This window comes from Bradyrhizobium sp. AZCC 1693 (assembly GCF_036924745.1).
GTDB lineage: Bacteria > Pseudomonadota > Alphaproteobacteria > Rhizobiales > Xanthobacteraceae > Bradyrhizobium.
Map to the genome: position 1 here is coordinate 2,542,742 of NZ_JAZHSD010000001.1, position 20,476 is coordinate 2,563,217.

The 20,476-nt window shown below is 62.7% G+C and carries 15 protein-coding genes; 3 read left to right on the forward strand and 12 right to left on the reverse strand.

Annotated elements, in window-relative coordinates:
- Positions 1-40: 40 nt before the first annotated feature.
- From V1293_RS12295 to ltnD, 8 genes are all read right to left on the reverse strand, one after another.
- Positions 41-1,789, reverse strand: coding sequence for a methyl-accepting chemotaxis protein (locus V1293_RS12295; RefSeq protein WP_334509778.1), 1,749 nt, complete (start codon positions 1,787-1,789; stop codon positions 41-43).
- Between the two features lie 261 nt (positions 1,790-2,050).
- On the reverse strand, positions 2,051-2,776 hold the full coding sequence (locus tag V1293_RS12300) for a helix-turn-helix domain-containing protein (RefSeq protein ID WP_334509780.1): 726 nt from the start codon (positions 2,774-2,776) through the stop codon (positions 2,051-2,053).
- Positions 2,777-3,470: 694 nt separating this feature from the next.
- Positions 3,471-5,171, reverse strand: a complete 1,701-nt coding sequence (locus V1293_RS12305) for a methyl-accepting chemotaxis protein (RefSeq protein WP_334509783.1) — start codon at positions 5,169-5,171, stop codon at positions 3,471-3,473.
- A 181-nt stretch (positions 5,172-5,352) separates the two neighbouring features.
- Complete coding sequence (locus tag V1293_RS12310; protein ID WP_334509785.1) at positions 5,353-7,383, reverse strand: methyl-accepting chemotaxis protein; 2,031 nt, start codon at positions 7,381-7,383, stop codon at positions 5,353-5,355.
- 241 nt (positions 7,384-7,624) lie between these two features.
- Positions 7,625-9,316 (reverse strand): methyl-accepting chemotaxis protein, encoded by a 1,692-nt coding sequence (locus tag V1293_RS12315; protein ID WP_334509787.1) that lies wholly within the window; start codon positions 9,314-9,316, stop codon positions 7,625-7,627.
- A gap of 187 nt (positions 9,317-9,503) precedes the next feature.
- The gene (gene otnK, locus V1293_RS12320; RefSeq protein WP_334509790.1) at positions 9,504-10,781 is read right to left on the reverse strand and encodes a 3-oxo-tetronate kinase; all 1,278 of its coding nucleotides are present in this window, start codon (positions 10,779-10,781) and stop codon (positions 9,504-9,506) included.
- The gene (gene otnI / locus V1293_RS12325; protein ID WP_334509791.1) at positions 10,778-11,560 is read right to left on the reverse strand and encodes a 2-oxo-tetronate isomerase; all 783 of its coding nucleotides are present in this window, start codon (positions 11,558-11,560) and stop codon (positions 10,778-10,780) included. Before otnI ends, otnK begins: the two co-directional genes overlap by 4 nt.
- Before the next feature lie 26 nt (positions 11,561-11,586).
- Positions 11,587-12,501 carry an L-threonate dehydrogenase gene (gene ltnD / locus V1293_RS12330; RefSeq protein ID WP_334509793.1) on the reverse strand — a complete coding sequence of 305 codons (915 nt, stop codon included), beginning with the start codon at positions 12,499-12,501 and terminating at the stop codon, positions 11,587-11,589.
- Between the two features lie 141 nt (positions 12,502-12,642).
- Between ltnD and otnC the strand changes: the two genes are divergently transcribed.
- From otnC to V1293_RS12345, 3 genes are all read left to right on the forward strand, one after another.
- Positions 12,643-13,296, forward strand: a complete 654-nt coding sequence (otnC, locus tag V1293_RS12335) for a 3-oxo-tetronate 4-phosphate decarboxylase (protein ID WP_334509795.1) — start codon at positions 12,643-12,645, stop codon at positions 13,294-13,296.
- Between the two features lie 218 nt (positions 13,297-13,514).
- A complete protein-coding gene (locus V1293_RS12340) occupies positions 13,515-14,984 on the forward strand; it encodes a metallophosphoesterase (RefSeq protein ID WP_334509797.1) in 1,470 nt (489 codons plus the stop codon).
- Between the two features lie 7 nt (positions 14,985-14,991).
- Positions 14,992-16,989: a CHAT domain-containing protein gene (locus V1293_RS12345; protein WP_334509799.1), complete on the forward strand. Its 1,998-nt coding sequence runs from the start codon at positions 14,992-14,994 to the stop codon at positions 16,987-16,989.
- Between the two features lie 58 nt (positions 16,990-17,047).
- On the opposite strand, the gene V1293_RS12350 is transcribed toward V1293_RS12345, so the two are convergent.
- From V1293_RS12350 to V1293_RS12365, 4 genes are read right to left on the reverse strand one after another with little or no spacing between them, the layout of a single operon-like run.
- The gene (locus tag V1293_RS12350) at positions 17,048-17,752 is read right to left on the reverse strand and encodes an ABC transporter ATP-binding protein (RefSeq protein ID WP_334509801.1); all 705 of its coding nucleotides are present in this window, start codon (positions 17,750-17,752) and stop codon (positions 17,048-17,050) included.
- Positions 17,736-18,470: an ABC transporter ATP-binding protein gene (locus tag V1293_RS12355; protein ID WP_334509803.1), complete on the reverse strand. Its 735-nt coding sequence runs from the start codon at positions 18,468-18,470 to the stop codon at positions 17,736-17,738. The genes V1293_RS12350 and V1293_RS12355 overlap by 17 nt, the downstream gene beginning before the upstream one ends.
- Entirely contained in the window at positions 18,467-19,447 is a 981-nt protein-coding gene (locus tag V1293_RS12360) for a branched-chain amino acid ABC transporter permease (protein ID WP_334509804.1), read from the reverse strand. Before V1293_RS12360 ends, V1293_RS12355 begins: the two co-directional genes overlap by 4 nt.
- Positions 19,447-20,325, reverse strand: a complete 879-nt coding sequence (locus V1293_RS12365) for a branched-chain amino acid ABC transporter permease (protein WP_334509805.1) — start codon at positions 20,323-20,325, stop codon at positions 19,447-19,449. The genes V1293_RS12360 and V1293_RS12365 overlap by 1 nt, the downstream gene beginning before the upstream one ends.
- Between the last annotated feature and the right edge of the window lie 151 nt (positions 20,326-20,476).

A 20,476-nucleotide genomic window follows, 5' to 3' on the forward strand; every position in this document is an offset into this window, starting at 1 on the left:
GAGCGAGAACTCCGGCTTCTCCGAAGCTACCGCCCCCTCCTCACGCCGCCCGCACCGTATCCAGGAACTTGCCGACCTCGAGCTTGAGGCGGTTGCTGTCGGACGACAGCGACTGTGCCGCTGAAAGCACCTGCGACGACGCGGAGCCGGTCTCGCCGGCGCCGCGCTGCACGTCGGTGATGTTGGAGGAGACCTGCTGGGTGCCCTGGGCGGCTTGCTGCACGTTGCGGGAGATTTCCTGCGTCGCCGCTCCCTGCTCCTCCACCGCCGCCGCTATCGTCGATGCGATCTCCGACAGCCTTTCGATGGTGCCGCTGATTGCCTGGATCGCGTTCACCGACTCCTGGGTCGCGCCCTGGATACTGGTAATCTGCTGGCCGATCTCGCCGGTGGCCTTTGCGGTCTGTTCGGCGAGCGCCTTCACTTCCGACGCCACGACCGCGAAACCGCGGCCGGCCTCGCCCGCGCGCGCCGCCTCGATGGTTGCGTTGAGCGCCAGCAGATTGGTCTGGCCGGCGATGGTGTTGATGAGTTCGACCACGTCGCCGATGCGGGCGGCCGCCTTCGACAATTCGCTGACGCGGTCATTGGTGTGACGGGCCTGGTCAACGGCCTCGCCGGCCATCCGGGCCGATTCCTGAACCTGGCGGCTGATCTCGTTAACCGAGGAAGACAGCTCTTCCGTCGCTGAAGCCACCGACTGCACGTTGGTGGATGCTTCTTCCGAAGCCGCGGCTACCATGGTCGTCACCTGCTGGGCGCGCTCGGCGGTCGCCGTCAGCGTGCCGGCCGAGGCTTCGAGTTCGGTCGAAGCGGATGACACGGTTTCGACGATCTCGCCGACAGCGGCCTCGAAGGAGTCGGCCAGCCTGACCATTTCGGCCTTGCGCTGTTGCGCCGCGATCTGGTCCTGCTTGATCTTGGCTTCCGCCTCGTCGCGCGCCTTCTGCTCCGAGACGACCTTGAACTTCTCGACGGCGCCGGCGACCGCGCCGAGTTCGTCCTTGCGGCCAAGCCCGGGCAGCACGACGGCGAAATTGCCGCCGGCGAGTTCGTCCATCGACACGCTCAACGCACGCATCGGGCGCGCGATCGTGAAGAAGGAGAAGATGCTGGTTACGATCAGCAAAAGGACGGTGCCGAGACCGATTGCCAGGGACTCCCATTCGGCCGTGGCCATCTCCCGGACGCCCTGGGCCGCTTGCTCTTCAACATTGTGCTTGGCGAAATCGGCGACCTGGTTGGCGAGCGGCTCGATTTCAGCCGCGATCGGCAGCGTGACTTCGCGGGCGATGCGGACAGCCTCTTCATTCAGCTTCGCAATGCGCGCCGTGGCGTCGGCGCCACCTGCGGCCGCGATCATTTCACCGCGCACAGCCGCGATCTGCTGAGCTCCTTTCGAGTAATCTGCCGCCCTCGTCTTGAGCTTCTCGATGCGGGCGCGATTCTCGGCGGACTTGGATAGTTTGAGCATCTTGTCGGCAAAATGCTCCAACGACTTGAGCCGGGCCGAGATATAATCGTTGGCCTTCTGAATATCTGCCGCATTGCTGGCGAGACGAAGATCGCGGATGCCGATCTGCATGCCGCGGAGCGACGCCTTCGCATCCACCGCGTCGCGCGCGATCGTCTGCTGCCCCGACATGCGAACGTCGAGATCGCGCATCGCCGTGTTAGCGCGCATCTGGGTGATCACCATGGTGGCAACGAGCAGAACGCCGAGGCCCGAGGCGATGCCGAGCTTGGCGCCGATGGATAGATTCAGAAGGAAGCGGGTGATGCCCGACATGATAGACGTCCTTGAAAAAACAGCAGGGGTTAGTGAAATCGCAGCGATGCCGTTGTTTCCCGCGCAGCGGGATCACGGTTGAAAAGCGCCGGGCCGGATAATCAGACGAGCCGGTTCGTTGCGGACGAAGGGCTCCTGCGGCGGCTTCGCCACAGAGCGGCACTCATGCCGCTAAGGTTTCATACGATGGTTAATCATGGGCTAAGCGGAGATACTTGGGGAAATCGTAGAACTACGGTATCGCCGCTCGCTTCGCCGATATTACGACTGACTGTCCGTATTCTTACGTGCCGCCGACAACGTCTGCTGCGGCGTTTCGCCGAACAACTCGCGATACGACGCGGTGAACTCGCCCATGTGCCAGAAGCCGTGCACGAGCGCGATGGCCTTGATCGATTGCAGCGACGCGCCCCGCAGAAGTTGCTGGCGCACGTTCCACAGCCGCCGCAGGCGCGTGTAGCGATGCACGCTCATGCCGCGAATCGCAACCACGGCGTTATGCAGCGTTCGTACCGAGACCCCAAGCTGCCGTGCCACGTCGGCGCTGTACAGCGTCTTGCCGGAATTGGCAGCAACGAACTCGTCGAATTTTCGAACCAGCGCCAGATAGTGGCTCAGGCTCAGGCGCTTGCTTTCCGCCGGCGTCGCCGCAGCCATCGCGAGATCGACCGCCTGCAGAATCGATTCTTCAATACTCTCGATCACGTTCGGCTGGGCGAGAGTATCAGGCGAATGCGATGCGAGCATCAGCACATCACGCAACGTTGTCCGGAGCGCTTCGAATTTGGCGGCTTCCGTTGCAATCAGCTGGGCGCGGTCGAACTCGCCCGGCCAGCCGCGATCGTCGACGGAATCGAAATTCACCAAGGCGACCAGATTGGCCTGCTGCTCCACAATCTCACACTGCGCGCGGCCCTTGACCAGCAGGAGCGCCGGCGCGCGGCCCTCCACACCGTTCAGGATCAGCGACGCCGCATCGTCCATCATCAGGCCGACGATCGCTCCGGTCGTGGAATACTGCATCTGAAGAATGCGCGGGAATGTCCGCTGCAGATAGATCGTGCAAGACTTCAGCTTCAGCGACGCGAACGACGCGGCGAAGCCGCGGTAATCGAGCGGAATGCTGTTCGCCTCGCCCAATCCTTCGATGCTCCGGAAATGATCGATATCCGGAGACCGGCTGATTTTTACGAAATCAGACTCAGCTAGTTCATCAAGCAACGACACGCGGCGGTGATCCGAGCCGTCGGTAGCGATCGTCGCGACAACGAAAAAAAACGCTAGCCGGAATTGAGAGGAAACTTACGCGCAACTTGACCATGGCGGATGGGCGCCTCGATGCGCCCTGCCATCGGATGAAGCGTCTTGAGTTCTGGCCCGTCGTCATTGACACGCAGAACACATGGCATCAGACCGTCTGACTCAGACCTTCCCGATGCCATTGTATATTACCAAGTTTTCCCGATTTCGGAAATTCGTTCGCCACAATCGGCATCAGTTTCACTCAGGGCGATTGGTCGGCCATGCCGCAATCGCAATTTTACGATCTAGGGATGTCTCCTGCGCCTCGTGCAGCCGGAAAAACCGGCTGCCCGCTGCAGCTCGCGTTCCTGATTCGGGTCACCGGGCTCGCGAAGCCGGCATGAAGAACCGGCTTCGGACCGCACCGTCGGTTGCGAAATCAGGCCGCCCGCACCGAGTCGAGGAACCTGCCGACCTCGAGCTTGAGGCGGTTGGAGTCGCCCGACAGCGATTGCGCCGCCGCAAGCACCTGCGAGGACGCCGATCCGGTTTCGCTGGCGCCGCGCTGCACGTCGGTAATGTTGGAGGAAACCCGCTGGGTACCCGTGGCCGCCTGCTGCACGTTGCGGGAGATCTCCTGCGTCGCGGCGCCCTGCTCTTCCACGGCGGCTGCGATGGTCGACGAAATCTCCGACAGTTTTTCGATCGTGCCGCTGATGGCCTGGATCGCGTTCACCGACTCCTGCGTCGCCGCCTGGATGCCGGTGATCTGTTGTCCGATCTCGCCGGTTGCCTTCGCGGTCTGCTCCGCCAGCGCCTTCACTTCGGAAGCCACGACCGCAAAACCGCGGCCGGCCTCGCCGGCGCGCGCCGCCTCGATGGTGGCGTTGAGCGCAAGCAGGTTGGTCTGGCCTGCGATGGTGTTGATCAGTTCGACGACGTCGCCGATGCGGGTTGCCGCCTTCGACAATTCGCTGACGCGGTCGTTGGTGACGCGCGCCTGATCGACGGCGTCGTTGGCCATCCGCGCCGATTCCTGCACCTGGCGGCTGATCTCGGTGACGGACGAGGCCATCTCCTCGGTGGCGGAAGCCACCGACTGCACATTGGTGGAAGCTTCCTCGGAGGCCGCCGCGACTGCGCTCGTGAGTTCCTGCGCGCGCTCCGCGGTCGACGTGAGCGTGCCCGCGGATACTTCGAGCTGGCTAGATGCCGACGATACCGCTTCGACGATCTGGCCGACGGCGGCTTCGAAATCGTTGGCCATCTTGTGCATCTCCGCCTTGCGGCCGCTCGTCGCGCGGGTCTCCGCCGCGCGCTGCTCGGCCTCCAGCGTCCTTTGGGCAACGGCATTGCTCTTGAACACCTCGACTGCCTTGGCCATCTCGCCGACCTCGTCGCCGCGTCCGACGCCGGGCACCTCGACGGCAAGGTTGCCGCCGGCGAGATCGTTCATCGCGACCGTCATCCGTTGCAGCGGACCGGTGACGCTGCGCGCCACGAAGATCGACACCACGAGCATAAACAGCAGGATCACGCCGGCGACGATCAGGGACCGCTGGGTCGAAGTCCAGGTCTGCGCCTTCAGGTCGTCGATGTAGACGCCGGTGCCGACGAGCCAGTTCCACGGCGCGAAGCCGACCACGTAGGACAATTTCGGCTGCGGCTTGTCGAAGCCCGGCTTGGGCCACTCATAGGGAACGAAGCCTGAGCCGCTCTTTTTGACCGTATCGACGAAATCGACGAACAACAGCTTGCCGTTCGGGTCCTTGTAGGCCGACAGATCGTTGCCGTTCATTTCCGGCTTGATCGGATGCATCACCATCTTCGGATGCATGTCGTTGATCCAGAAATAGTCGTTGTTGCCGTAGCGGAGCGCGCCGATCCGCGCCATCGCACGCTTCTGGGCGTCGGCGTCCGAAACGCCGCCCTTCTGCGCCGCGGCATGCTCTTCCTTGATGATGCCGAGCGCGAGGTCGCCGAGGTGCCGCAGCTCGATCTGTTTCTGCTGGTCGAGGCTCGATGCCAGTTCGCGCGATTCGAGAAAGGTCACGCCCAGGAGCCCGATGAAACCGAGACAGATGAGGGCGTAGATCTTTCGGCCAACCGTCATCCTGGCCCGGCGTATCGTTCCAAACATGCTTGATCTCCACGCGACGACGGGGGTCGTCCGTCCCATTGCGCGGAATCGTATATGTCGGCCGCTTTCTTCCCGTTAATTTTGCACTCAGTAGATATACGGGGTTCTGTTAACCGAGCCCTGCGCAAAAAGCCCGCCCCCGGTCCAGGGCGGGCTTTTTGGTTTGCGGTCTATCGGCGGATTACGCCACCCGCACGGATTTCAGGAACTTGCCGACCTCAAGCTTGAGGCGGCCCGAGTCCGACGACAGCGACCGGGCCGAGGACAGCACCTGCGACGAGGCCGTGCCGGTCTCGCCGGCGCCGCGCTGCACATCGGTAATGTTGGAGGACACCTGCTGGGTGCCCCGGGCCGCCTGCTGCACGTTGCGGGAAATTTCCTGGGTTGCGGCGCCCTGCTCTTCCACGGCAGCCGCAATGGTCGACGATATCTCCGACAGCTTCTCGATCGTGGTGCTGATCGCCTGGATCGCCCCGACCGACTCCTGGGTGGCGGCCTGGATGCCGGTGATCTGCTGGCCGATCTCGCCGGTCGCCTTCGAGGTCTGTTCCGCCAGCGCCTTCACCTCAGATGCCACGACGGCGAAACCGCGGCCGGCGTCGCCGGCGCGAGCCGCCTCGATGGTGGCGTTGAGCGCCAGCAGATTGGTCTGCTCGGCGATGGTGTTGATGAGTTCGACCACCGCGCCGATGCGAGCGGCCGCCTTCGACAATTCGCTGACGCGGTCATTGGTGGTACGGGCCTGATCGACGGCCTCATTGGCCATCCGCGCCGATTCCTGAACCTGACGGCCGATCTCGGTGATGGACGAGGCCATCTCCTCGGTGGAGGAGGCCACCGACTGCACATTGGTGGAAGCTTCCTCGGAAGCCGCGGCCACCATCGTGGTCAGTTCCTGGGCGCGTTCGGCGGTCGCCGTCAGCGTGCCGGCCGAGGCCTCGAGCTCGGTCGAAGCCGCCGACACGGTCTCCACGATCTTGCCGACTGCGCCTTCGAAATCGTCGGCAAGCTTGATCATTTCCGCCTTGCGCCGCTGCGCCGCGACCTGATCCTGCTCGATCTTGGCCTCGGCTTCCTCACGCGCCTTCTGCTCGGCGTTCTCGCGAATGACGGTCACCGTCTTGGCGAGGTCGCCGATTTCGTCACCGCGGCTGGCGCCGGGAATCTCGACATCGAGATTGCCGCCGGCCATCTTGCCCAACGCACCGTTCAGGCGCGTCATCGGACGTGCGACGCCCAGGAAGGAAAACACGACCGAGGCGATCAGTGACACGACGACGACGATCGCCATGATCAGGTTGATCTGGTTGGCACGCTCGGTGTCGGACATCACCGCGTCCTTGGAGATCTTCGCATCCTTTTGCGCGCTATCGACCGTCTCCTCCATCAGATTGGCGACATCTGTGGCGGCCTTGACGGTGCGGTTGGCGATGATGTCGTTCTTCAACTGCTCGGTCTTTACGGCCTCCTCATTGGCGGACAGGAAGCGCTTGACGATCGAGGATAGGTTGGAGACCACGACCAGCAACTCGCGGTCGTCGGCCTCACCGCGCAGCTTGTTGAACACGTCCTTCAGCGAGGCCTCGGTCTTGCCCATCACCGTGACCAGGTTGGCGTCGCCGGTGGCGCCGAGCTTCCAGGCGGCTGCCCGCAGCGCGTTCACCTTGGCATCGGCCTGAAACAGCAAACGTTCGATATCGAGACGGTTGTCCACCTTCGCCATCATCGGCGAACCCAACTGAGCATTGACGGTCTTGTTCCATTCCTCCGAGATGACCGAACGCTTCTCGATCTGCGCCAGCAGTGTGGTCTGCGCCTTCGCAAGATCTTCCACGGCGGCAGTAAAACCGTCCATCAAGGCCTTGATCTTCTGCAGCCGCTCCCTCGCGTCCGGCCGCTGCGCGGTTGCGAGCGCAACCTCCAGTTCCTTCGCTGCACTCGCCTTGTGGCGCTGCAAATCGGCAATGGTCTTTTCAACCTCGCCGGCGGTTCTCGCCAGCCTGACGGCGCTGGCGGCAAGCTGAATCTTGCGCAGGTCGATATGCGCGGAGAGTGAATTGTCGGCCACCTGCTGCGATCGGGTGGCGCGCTCGCTGGCTTCCTCGATTTTCGCTTCGGTGACCATCTGGTTGGCCACCATGCCGATCGCCAGCAAGACGCCGATCGCCCCGGCCAAGCCCAGTTTGTTTCCGATACGGTTGAGCTTGATCATGTCGACGACCCCAAATTTTCTGAAGCACGTTTTCCGGAAGCGGAAGCTGCGCCGCGACGGGACCAGCCTTGCGCGCGCGGGCCCGAAAAGTACCGGCAGCGTAGCCGGGACCGGTTAATTTCCGCTTGCGTGAATCTACGGAGTTTTGCCCGGGTTGCAGATCCGCCAGATTCGCGCGTCGCGCGAATGAGGTCCGACTCCCGGCCGGAAGCCGGCCCCTTCGCCGGCCGCCAAGCGGCCGTCAGGCCGCCCGCACCGAATCCAGAAACCTGCCGACCTCGAGCTTGAGGCGATGGCTGTCGCCCGACAGCGACTGCGCCGCCGAGAGCACCTGCGAGGAGGCGGCGCCGGTTTCGCTGGCACCGCGCTGCACGTCGGAGATATTGGAGGAAACCTGCTGGGTTCCGCGGGCGGCCTGCTGCACGTTGCGCGAAATTTCCTGCGTCGCCGCACCCTGCTCTTCCACGGCAGCCGCGATGGCCGAGGAGATCTCCGCCAGCCGTTCAATGGTGCCGCTGATTTCCTTGATCGCATTCACCGACTCCTGGGTCGCGCCCTGAATGCCGGTAATCTGCTGGCTGATCTCGCCGGTGGCTTTTGCCGTCTGCTCCGCGAGCGCCTTCACTTCGGAGGCCACGACCGCAAACCCGCGGCCGGCCTCGCCGGCGCGCGCCGCCTCGATGGTGGCGTTGAGCGCCAGCAAATTGGTCTGGCCGGCGATGGTGTTGATGAGCTCGACCACGTCGCCGATACGGCTCGCCGCCTTGGACAGCTGGCTGACCCGGTCGTTGGTGACGCGGGCCTGGCCCACCGCGTCGGTAGCCATCCGCGCCGATTCCTGCACCTGACGGCCAATCTCGGTGACCGAGGAGGAAAGCTCTTCGGTCGCCGACGCCACCGACTGCACATTGGCGGAGGCTTCCCCGGAAGCCGACGCCACGGTTGACGTGAGCGTCTGCGACTGTTTGGCCGTCGCCGACAGCGTGCCGGCGGAGGCCTCGAGTTGCGTCGAAGCCGACGACACCGTCTGCACGATCTCGCCGATCACGGTTTCAAAATTGCGGGTGATGCCGTCGACGCGGCGGCCGCGCTCGATCTTTGCTTCGGCATCGAGCGCCGCGGCTTCGTCAGCGGCCTTCTTGGCGATCAGCTCCTGCTTGAACACCTGCAGGGTATCCGCCATGGCGCCGATTTCGGTCTTCTCGCCCTGATGCAGCACGTCTGCGCTCAGATCGCCTTTGCCCAGCGCCTGCATCGGGATGACGATGGAGGCAATGCCGCTGGAGACGTCGCGGACCAGATAATAGCTGACGCCGATACCGATGATGACCGCCGCACCAAGGATCAAGGTGAGCATCATCAACGCCGAGGCGTAACTGTCGGCGGCATCCTGCGCCGCCTTGTCGGCGCCTCTGTTGTTCAGGTCGATGTCCTTGTTCAGGACGGCATCAGCCTCGAGCCCGATCTTGTTGACCGTCTTGGTGTTCAACTCGTGCGCCTCGGTCGGAATCTTGCCCACCGCCTTGCGCGACAGCGCCATCACTTCCTGGGTGCCCGCCTTGTACTTGTCCCAGAGTTTCGACCACTCGGCATAGAGCGCGCGCTCTTCCGGAGACGTGATCATCGGCTCATAGGCGGCGCGGAACTTGGTATTGGCCTCTATGACGGTGGCGAGCGTCTTTTCCATCGCGAGCTTTTCCTCCAGCGTCTCAGCCAGCATGTGCTCGCGGATCACGTTGCGGTAGGTGATGACGCCGGCGCGCAGGTCGCCAAGCACGCGGATGCTGGGTAGCCAGTTCGTCGAGATTTCCACCGTGTTGGCGTTGATGGCCCGCATGTTCCTGACCGCGAGCAGACCCATGCCCGTCATCGCGACGAGCAGGAAGGCAACGACCGTGATGATCTTGGTGCGGATGGAGTATTTGGCGAGCATGGCGGGAATCTCTTGGTTTTGGGCGCGAGGGAGACGCCGAACGCGACGAGGCAGGGAAAGTCGAGGGAATCAAAAGGATGCCGTTGCGGAAATAAAACCCGGCACGTCCTCAGGTTGAGTTAACGACGTCGGCGTAAAAATACGTAGGCGCCAGACTGCACCGGTTCCATGAACGCCGGAGCGACAATCAGCGCATCAGCTTCAGCGCATCGGAGAAAAATTCAGTCCCACCGAAATTGCCTGATTTCAGGGCAAGCAGCATATCGCCCTTGTCGGCACCGACGGCACGCAAAACCGGCACTCCTGCAGCGATTTCTGCGCCTACGAGGAATCCGGGAATCCGCAGGCGGTCGACGACGGCGCCTGAAGTTTCACCACCCGCGACCACCAACCGCCGCACGCCGGAGCGCACCAAACCTTCCGCGATGTCCGCCATCGCCTGCTCGATGGCATGTCCGGCTGCATCGCGGCCATGCCGGGATTGCAGGGCTGCGACCTGGTCCGGCGTCGAGCTTGAGGCGATCAGGATTGGTCCATCGTTGATTCGGTCATTCGCCCAGCCCAATGCGCGACGCACCTCGCCGGAGCCGGCGATGATCTGTTCAGGATCGAGATGCAGCACGGCCATGGTCTTTTCGGCGCTGGCGATCTGCGCCAGCGTCGCCTGCGAACAGCTCCCCGCCAGGCACGCTGCCGGTCCGCCGACCGGCGCACCGGACACCGCGCCTGCCGAAGCCGATTTGACCTTGCCGGAGGCGACCAGCGCCCGCGCGATGCCGAGCCCGATGCCGGAGGCTCCCACGGACAGGCGATGATCGAGCGCAACGCTGCCGATGGTTTCGAGGTCGCGGTCGAAGACGGCGTCGATGACGGCCGCGCCTATGCCCTTCCCGGCAAGATCGGTAAGACGTCTGCGAACCGCGTCCGCGCCGCGCGACAGCGTGGCGAGATCCACCAGCCCGACCTTGGTCTGGCTCTGGCGCGCCAGCACCCGCACCAGATTGGAATCGTGCATCGGGTTGAGCGGGTGATCCTTCAGCGGGCTTTCGTTCAGCGGCACGGAACCGACGAACAGGTTGCCCTGATAGACGGTGCGGCCGGTTTCCGGAAAGGCCGGCGTCACCAGCACGATCGCATCGCCGGAATCGGCGCGCAGCGCATCCATGACAGGCCCGATATTGCCGGCATCGGTGGAATCGAAGGTCGAGCAGATCTTGAACAGCACATGGCCGGCGCCGCGGCCGCGCAGCCATTTCTCCGCGGCGCGAGAACGATCAACCGCCACGTCAGCCTCGATCGAGCGGCTCTTGAGCGACACCACGACCGCGTCGACCTCCGGCAGCGCGAGGTCGTCCGAGGGAACGCCAATCGTCTGCACCGTGCGCAGGCCCTGACGCGTCAGCGTGTTGGCGAGATCGGAGGCGCCGGTGTAGTCGTCGGCGATGCAGCCCAAGGACAATTTCACGGCTTTACTCCGGCATAGGGTTTGAACCAGCCAAGGCCGTCGGTGGTCTTGGCCCGCGGGTTATACTCGCAGCCGACGAAGCCGCCATAGCCGAGCCGGTCGAGCTCGGCGAACAGGAACGGATAGTTCAGTTCCTCACCGTCGGGTTCGTTGCGCGAGGGAATGCTGGCGATCTGGACATGGCCTGTAATCGGCATCATCTCGCGCAGCCGCATGGTGACGTCGCCATGGATGATCTGGCAGTGATAGATGTCGAACTGCAGTTTCAGGTTAGGGATCTTCAGCTCGGTGATCAGGTCGCGCGCGAAGCCAAAATCGTTGAGGAAGTAGCCTGGCACATTGCGGGCATTGATCGGCTCGATCACGACGTCGAGGCCGTGGGGCGCAAAGAATTCCGCGGCCCACGTCACCGATTTGTAAAACTGCTCGACGGCTTTCGGTTCGCTGCGGTTGGCGATGCCGGCCATCAGATGCAGCCGCTTGACGCCGGTCGCCTTGGCGTAAGGAAGCGCCGTCTCAAGGCTTCGCTTCAGATCGTCAAAACGCTCCGGCAGCGCGGCAAAGCCCTTTTCACCGGCGTCCCAATTGCCCGGCGGCAGGTTGAACAGCGCCTGTGTCAGGCCGTTTTTCTGCAACCGCCCGCCGACGGCGTCTGCCGGATGATCGTAGGGAAACAGGAATTCTACCGCGGTGAAGCCCGCTTTTGCCGCCGCCTCGAAACGGTCAAGGAACGGCACATCGGTGAACATCATGGAGAGATTGGCGGCAAAGCGCGGCATCGAGCGTCCCCTTCGTGATCTTGCTATTATTTCGGCTCACCCGGCAGATGCGTGCCGGTGACGCGAGCATACATCCGCGCCACCGAGGCGTCGTCATCGCGCCCCATGCCGGCGGCCGACGTCATCAGGAACATCTGCAAGGCCGCGGCGGAAACCGGCACCGGAAATTTCGCCGAGCGCGCCATGTCCTGGATGATGCCGAGATCTTTGACGAAAATATCCACCGCGCTGCGCGGCGCATAATCGCCGTCGAGCACATGCGGCATGCGGTTCTCGAACATCCAGGAATTGCCGGCGGACGCCGTGATCACCTCATAGACCTTTCGGATATCGAGACCCTGCTTGGCGGCAAATGCAATCGCTTCCGAGGCGGCGGCGATGTGGACGCCGGCGAGGAGCTGGTTGATCATCTTGAACGCCGCGCCCTGCCCTGCATCGTCGCCGAGCTCGTACAGTTTTGCGGCCATCGCATCGAGTGCCGGGCGGGCTTTTGAAAACGCCGCCGGACTGCCGGACGCCAGGATCGTGAGTTCGCCCTGCGCCGCGCGCTGCGCGCCGCCGGAAATCGGCGCGTCGAGGTAGTGCCGCTCTGTTGCCTCCAACTGCTTGGCGAGCCGCCGCGCGACGTCAGGGTCCATGGTGGCGGAGGAGATGAACACGCCTCCCTTCCCGAGCGTTTCGGCGACGCCATTGGCGCCGAACAGGATGGTTTCGGTCTGCGCCGCGTTGACGACGACACTGACGACGATGTCGGCCAATTTCGCCGCTTCCGCCGGCGAGCCAGCGCCCTTGCCGCCATCGGCCACGAACCGCGCCACGGAATCCGCCGAGACGTCGCAGCCGGTGACCTCAAACCCCGCCCGGCGCAGCGAGATCGCCATGCCGAAGCCCATTGAGCCCAGCCCGATGACGGCGACGCGCGGTTTTACTGATGCAGGCATACGGCGGTCCCTCAATGGTTTCATTTTAGCCGCGATCCGGTCGGCGGCTTTGCTTCTGGGTATCACGGCTTGGCCGCGCTGCCAAAGCGTGAGACAAGGCGGAAAACGGGTGATATCCCGGATCAGACCGAGGGCGAAACCATGAGCGAAACCAGGATTCGCGAGGAAATCTGCCGCCTCGGCCGCTCGCTGTTCGATCGCGGGTTGACGCCGGGCTCCTCGGGCAACATCAGCGTGAAACTCGATGACGGCGGCTGGCTGGTGACGCCGACCAATGCTTCGCTGGGCGCGCTCGATCCGGCGCGGATGTCGCGGCTCGGGCCGGACGGGCGGTTGGTTTCCGGCGACGCGCCGACCAAGGAAGTACCGCTGCATACCGCGCTGTACCAGACCCGCGGCGCCGCACGCGCGGTGGTGCATCTTCATTCGACCCACTCGGTGGCGTTGTCGATGCTGCCGGAAATCGATCCCCGCGCCGCGCTGCCGCCGATGACACCGTATTATCTGATGAAATGCGGCCACACCGCGCTGCTGCCGTATTATCGACCCGGCGATCCGGCGGTCGCCGACGCCATCAAGGGGCTGGCGGGGAAATACTCATCCGTACTGCTGGCCAATCACGGGCCGGTGGTATCGGGAGACACGCTGGAGGCGGCGGTGTTCGCGATCGAGGAACTGGAAGAGACGGCGAAACTCTATCTGCTGCTGCGCGGGCTGAACCCGCGGTATCTGTCGCCGGCGCAGGTGGAGGATTTGGCGAAGACGTTTGGGCTGACGCTACCCGAGCACGACTAATCGAAGAATAGAGTGGTCGCGGAACAGGCCCATTCGCGCCCAAGCCGTAGCATTGCCAGGCATCTCGGAAAGGTCGAGGTACGTTCCTTTGCGGTATCGCAACGCCCTCGCCTCCCCTTTCTCGAAGGCGAATGACAACGGCCCACCTTGACTATAAGTTGAAAGAGACGCAGCATACCCGCTTTCGAGATTTGAAATTCTTTGATTGATTTGTTCGATTGGAGGTTTTCGTGCCTGCCTGGTCCGACAACATCCCGCAGTTTGACGAACTCTATTCGGTGTCCGACCTGCACATGGGTGGCGCCCAATCCGGCTCACAGATCTTTAATTCAGGCCCCGAGCTTGCCAAGCTGATCGAATTTCTGCGAACCAAACCCGGCATGGTCGCCCTGGTGATCAATGGCGATATGGTTGACTTTCTGGCTGAGCCGGGCGCCAAGGCGTTCGACCCCGACGGCGCCATCCAAAAACTCGATCGTATCGCAGGCGATGCCGCCTTCGCTCCGGTCTGGAAAGTGCTCAGGAAATTCGCTCGTACCAAAGGGCGGCGCCTGATCATCACGCTTGGCAATCACGACCTCGAACTCGCGCTGCCGTGGGTTCGTGAACATCTTCTCGATCTGATCGCCGGAGACGACGATGCAGCCCGAGGACGTGTCGTGCTGGCGTTTGATGGAACCGGATTTCTCTGCCGGGTCGGTAACGCCACCGTCCTGTGCCTTCACGGCAACGAGGTTGACGACTGGAATGTAACCGACTTTGAGACCATTCGCCGCTGCGGACGCGATCTGCAGCAGGGACGTTTCGTTGATACCTGGATTCCGAATGCCGGCACGCATCTCGTTATTGAAGTGATGAACGATATCAAGAAGGGATATCCGTTTGTCGATCTGCTCAAACCCGAACTAGAGGCAGTGATCCCGGTATTGCTGGCGGTGGCGCCGGACAAGCGCGACCAGATCGGTGGTGCCTTCCCGGTGCTCAAGCGTCTTGCCATGGACAAGATCCGTCGCGCGACTGGCTTGCTCGGCGCAGAGGAAGAACGCGAGGAGGTAGCGCTGACGGCAAATGGCTCGCCATTGTGGCGACGGACGATCGATCATGATGCGCTGATGACACGGATGGACGATCGCCTGCAACGCGGTATCGACCCTATTTCGCTGGTTCCCGCCGGCGACCGCACGCACCAACTCGGGTTCTCCGACGCGGTATGGAGTTGGGTGCGCGGCAAAGATGTTCGCGAGACGCTCCGGCGGGCACTCGACGACCTGCAGAAGGACCGCAGTTTCGACTGGTCGCTCGAGGACGACACGTTTCATCAACTCGACGATACTATCACATCGAATGTCGATTTTGTCCTGGCGGGCCATACCCATCTGGAGCGAGCGCTTCCGCGGCGCAAGCGAAACGGATTCTATTTCAACAGCGGAACCTGGGCGCGACTGATCCGGCTGGAGCCGCATGTGTTGGCGGATCAGGCCGAATTCAACAAGGCTTATGGCGTGATGGCGGCCGGAACCATGGACGCGCTCGATGAATTTCCAGGGCTGGTACTGCGGCGACGTACGGTCGTCACCGTAAGGACAGACGCCGCGGGTACGCGTGGCGAGCTCCTGCGTTGGGACATGGTCGACGGCAAACCCGATCTCGTTCGAGTCGACGCCAACGCCGGCATGACAAAGAGCTGAGACAGCGATGCATACGATCACTCTCGAACTGCTGCGACACGGCCCGGCGCACAATCAGTTGCTTTCGCCCCTGACACCCTATCTTGCCCTGTGCGAGAACCACGGCGCTGTGACGATGCACGTGCCTTTCGAGCACAATCAGTTCCTGCACAGACTCGATGCACTTGGTTATCGTGTGAGTAACGACGCAAGGGTTTTCCAGCTGAAGGATACTGCAGCCGTGCTCGGTGACATGCTGGGAACGGTTCCCGGATTGACGGCCGAGACCAACAAGCAAAATTCCGGCGTTGAACCGCTGACGCATCTTCGCCTGATTATCTCGGCCTCCGAACTGGCGCTGCTGCCATTCGAGCTTGCGCTCTCGCCGGCTGGCCTCCCTGGAGCCGGCCAGCATCTATTGCTGCAACCACAGATGCCGGTTTGCTTGACGCGCGAGGTGCGTCGCGCTCCCGACAACGACCTGAAATGGCCGGATCGCGCACCGCGTGTTCTGTTTGTCGCGGCGGCCCCTTCCGAGGTGGGTGACATCCCGCTTGAAGCACATCTGCTTGCGTTGCGGCGGGCGATTGCGCCCTGGGTGAAGTACTACAATCCCAGCGACAAAACTGCGCGCGCGAAGGTCTTGAGCAAGCACTTCGTGTTCCTCCCCAACGCCTCGCTTGAGGCCATTGAAAGAGAGTGCGCTTCATCGTCCTTTACCCACATTCACATTCTGGCGCACGGCATCCCGTTTGGCGAGGGTCATGACACGCGCTATGCGCTGGCTTTGCACGATGCTCGGGATCCCAATCGGATGGATCGCGTCAACGGTGCGCGGCTTGCAACTGCGTTGCGGGCCGCAGGCCGATCGGGCAACAACAACCTCTCACGCCCGGCGGTTGTCACCATGGCAAGCTGTGATGCCTCCAACGTCGGCTCCGTGGCCGGAGCCGGCTCGAGCATTGCGCATGCGTTGCATGAAGCCGGAATTGCCATGGTCGTCGCCGGACAATTTCCTCTGTCGTTTGAAGGATCGGTTCGGCTTGTGGAAGTGCTGTACGACGGCTTGCTGTGGGGAAGCGATCCGCGCCGGCTGATTTTCGATGTGCGCCGGCGGCTCTACGGCCAGTTTCCGGAGCGGCACGATTGGGCCAGTCTCACTACCTACCTTTCTCTGCCACGCGACTTTGACAAGCAACTCTCGGCGACCCAAATAAAGCAGGCAATGGAAAGCATCAATGCCGCAATGAGTCATGCCGACGAAGCAACGCGTCACACCTCGAACAGAATGCAATCCAAGCTCCGTTCGGAACAAAGGCAGGACAACGTTGGTCAACTGCTGGAGGATGCCCGGCAGCGCATGCGCGACGGAAAGAAGCGATTGAACGATCTGGTTGCAACGATTCCGGAGCAGGAAGCAAAGATTTATGGATTGCTCGCGAGCACCGAGAAGCGACAAGCTCAGGTTTTGTATTTGGTCAATCTCGGTGCGGAATCAAATAAGCTGCTCGTCAACGCGCGTGATCATTACTGGGAAGCGTTCCAGACCAATCGCGCTTTGCACTGGGCTGTCGTTCAATATCTATCATTGAGCTTGATCGTTGCGCATATACCCGGCTTGATGGAAGGCGAAAACACTCCAGGACCAGAGTACCGGCCAGAGAAGAACCCAAAGCAATTGTGGTCGATGGCCCGCCTGTTGTCGCTTTACGACACGAACCACGAGAGCCGGGAAACCCGGAGCTGGGCGCACGCCAATCTCATAGAACTTTATCTGCTATCTCTCTTGCCCGATCTGAACAGTTCGATTGCACCGGCCGATGCGATGCGGCTCGCAGTCGAACATACCGATCAAGTAATTAACATCGCTGGATGGGACTCGTTTGAAGCATATTCAACGCGCCGACAGGTGCTGCGCTATCTGGAATGGTACAACGAACTGACGGGAGCTTATCTCGCGCCGCTCGCCGGTCTCGCCGAACAGATATTTAACCGCTTCCCGCCCGAGGTGGAGGACCAGTTCTAGATGTCAGCGGACGCACGGCTCGAATGTGTCAGATCAGCAAACAAATGAGCGCCGCACATCACAGCCCCAGATACGCCTTCCTCACATCCGGATTGACGCTGATTTCCGCCGCACTGCCCTGCATCAACACCCGCCCCGTCTGCAGGATGTAGGCGCGGTCGGCGATCTCCAGGCATTCGGCCATGCGCTGCTCGACGATCAGCACGGTCATGCCGGCGTCGCGGATGCGTTTCACCGCCTGGAAGATTTCATCGACCAGCTTTGGCATGATGCCCTGCGACGGCTCGTCGAGCATCAGCAACCGCGGCCGCGTCATCAGTGCGCGGCCGATCGCCAGCATCTGCTGCTCGCCGCCTGACAGCGTCTCGGCGCGCTGCTCCAGCCGCTCCTGCAGGCGCGGGAACAGCGTGAAGACGAGATCGAGCGGCGCCTCGCGGTTCGCTTCGCTGCGATAGAGGTAGCTGCCGAGCCTGAGATTGTCGCGCACCGACAGCCGCGGAAACAGCCGGCGGTTTTCCGGCACATAGGCGATGCCGCGCGAGGTGATGACGTGCTGCGCCAAGCCATCGATCCTTGTGCCGTCGAACGACACGGTGCCGGAACGCGGCCGTTCCGCGCCCGCTATCGATTTCAGCAATGTCGACTTGCCGGCGCCGTTGGCGCCGGCAACGCAGACGATTTCGCCCTTTGCGACTTCGATCGAAACCGCCGAGATCGCGACCAGGCCCTGATAGGCAGTGGTGACTTCATGCACCGACAGCATGACGGTCTCCCAGATAGGCGGTAATGACTTTCGGATCGCGGACCACCTCTGTGGGCTTGCCCTCGACCAGCACCTTGCCGAGATCGAGCACGATGGCGCGGTCGACCAGTGGCATCACGATTTCCATGACATGCTCGACCATCAGCACGGTGACGCCGGTGTCGCGCACCTTGCGCACCAGTTCGACGCCGGTCTTGGCTTCGACCGGCGTCAGCCCGGTGAGCACTTCGTCCAGCAGCAGCAATTTCGGCTCGGTCGCAAGCGCGCGGGCCACCTCGAGCCGACGCTTTTCGGAAGGGACCAGATCGCTGGCAAGTACGTTGGCGCGCGGGCCGAGACCGCAAAATTCCAGCACCTGATGGGCCTTGCGGCGGGCATCGCGCATCACAGTGGTGCGAACCAGCGCACCGACGATGACGTTGTCGATGACGGTCATGGTCTCAAAACTCTTGACCACCTGAAACGTTCGGCCGATGCCACGTTGGCATCGCTCGGCCGCCGGCAGTCCGGTGACGTCCTCGCCATCGAAGATGATCGAGCCTTGCGTGGGCGGCAGCACGCCTGCGATCAGGTTGAACAGCGTCGACTTGCCGGCGCCGTTCGGGCCGATCAGGCCAACGATCTCGCCGCGTCCGACCGAGATCGAGACGTCGCTGTTGGCAATCAGGCCACCAAAGCGCTGCCAGACGCCGCGGGTTTCCAGAAGCGGCGTCGTCATCGGGCCGCCTCCTTGCGCTTGAGGGAAAACAGCCCAACCAGACCCTGCGGCCGCGCCAGCGAAATCGCGATGATCAGGCCGCCATAGACGATCAGATCCACGCCGCGGCCGGAGCCGCCGATAAAGGAGCGCGTCAGTTCCGTGATCGGGATCAGGATCACCGCGCCCAATAGTGGCCCCCACAGCGTGCCGATGCCCCCGAGCACCGCCGGCAGCGCCATCAAGAGCGAGAACTGGAAGCCCATCACGCTTTCAGGATCGATATAGGAGACGAACTGCCCGTAGAAGCTGCCGCCGACCGCGACCAGGAACGCCGACACCGCCGCCGCGCCCATCTTGGAATTGAAGACGACGACCCCGAGGCTTTCGGCGGCGTCCGGATTATCCTTCACCGCGCGCCACCAATAGCCCCATTTGGAATCTTCCAGCCACCAGGTGACGAACCAGGCGACGCAGGCCAGCACCAGCGCGAAGTAGAAATACGGCAGCTTGCTGCGCGTGAACTGGAACTTGAGCCAGCTATCGCCGCGCACGGGGATATCGATACCCATGGCCGCGCCCGCCCAATCCCAGTTGTGGAACAAGAGCAGCATGATCTCGGCGATGACGATGGTGGCAATGACAAAATAGTGGCCGCGCAGCCGGAAGCAGGGATAGCCGAGCGCCATTGCAATGACGGCAGAGATGATGCCACCGCCGAGCATGCCGAACCAGGGCAGTACGCCGAACTTGGTGAACAACAGCGCCGTGGTATAGGCGCCGATGCCGAAATACATCGCGTGGCCGAGAGATATCTGGCCGCAATAGCCGGAAAGAATGTTCCAGCTCTGCGACAGCGCGCCCCACATCAGCGTCAGCACCATCATGTTCTGGACGTAAACGTCCTTGACGAACAGCGGCACGACGGCTGCAATCGCGGCGAGAACACATGCGACGATGAGGTCGCGGCGGCGGCGTTCTGCGAAAGCGGTATCCATCACATCGATCCGAACAGGCCGCGCGGCCGAACAAAGACGACAAGGAGATAGACCGCATAGATACCGACTGCCTTGAGCGAAGGCGGCAGCAGCAACGCGGTCGTGGCCTCGACAAGGCCGACGATGATGCCGCCGGCGAAGGCGCCGAACACGCTGCCGAAGCCGCCGAGCGCCACCGTCACATAGGCGATCAGCGCAAAGGAAGCGCCGACGTCGGGATAGATGTAGAAGAAGATCGCCATGACCGCGCCTGACAGGCCCACCAGCGCCGCGCCCAGGCCCCAGCCGAGCGCAAACACCTTGTTCTTGTCGATGCCGACCAGCGCGACCGCGCCGGCGTCCTCGCGGGTCGCTTCAAGCGCGCGGCCGAAGTCGGTGCGGTTGATGAAGAGATAGAGCGCGCCGAAGGCCGCGATCGCGACCAGCGCGCCGACCAGTTGCGGCACCGGCAGGAAGATGCCGGCCACCGAAACCGTCTTGCCGCCGAGCCATGAATGCGTGACGCTGCGATAATCCGGCGTAAAGAAGTACTGCGCCAGGCCGCGCATGACGATGGCAAGCCCGAAGGTGGAGAAGATCTGCACCATGCCGGCGTTGGCCTTGGCGCGCACGGCAAAGCGCACAATCAGTAGATAGACCACGGCCCCGAACACGAACAGCGCCGCCGCGACCAGCGGCGCGGACAGTAGCGGATCGATCGCGAAGAACGCGAACAGGAAGAACGTCGCATACATCGCGATCATCAGGAATTCGCCGTGGGCGAAATTGACGACGTCCATCAGGCCGAAGATCAGCGCGAGGCCGACGGCGATGAGGCCGTAGAGCAGCCCCATCAGGAGCCCGCTCGCCAGGCTTTGGATGATGGTTTCGGCGGTCACCGGGATACCCCCATTGCAGGTCGTCCCTGCCGAGTGCGCATTGCGCACGGGCGCAGGGACCCATAACCACCAGAGTCGCATTCGAAGGAAGGACGTGAGGCCACGATGAAACTGATGCTCCCCGGCGTATGGGTCCCTGCGTTCGCAGGGA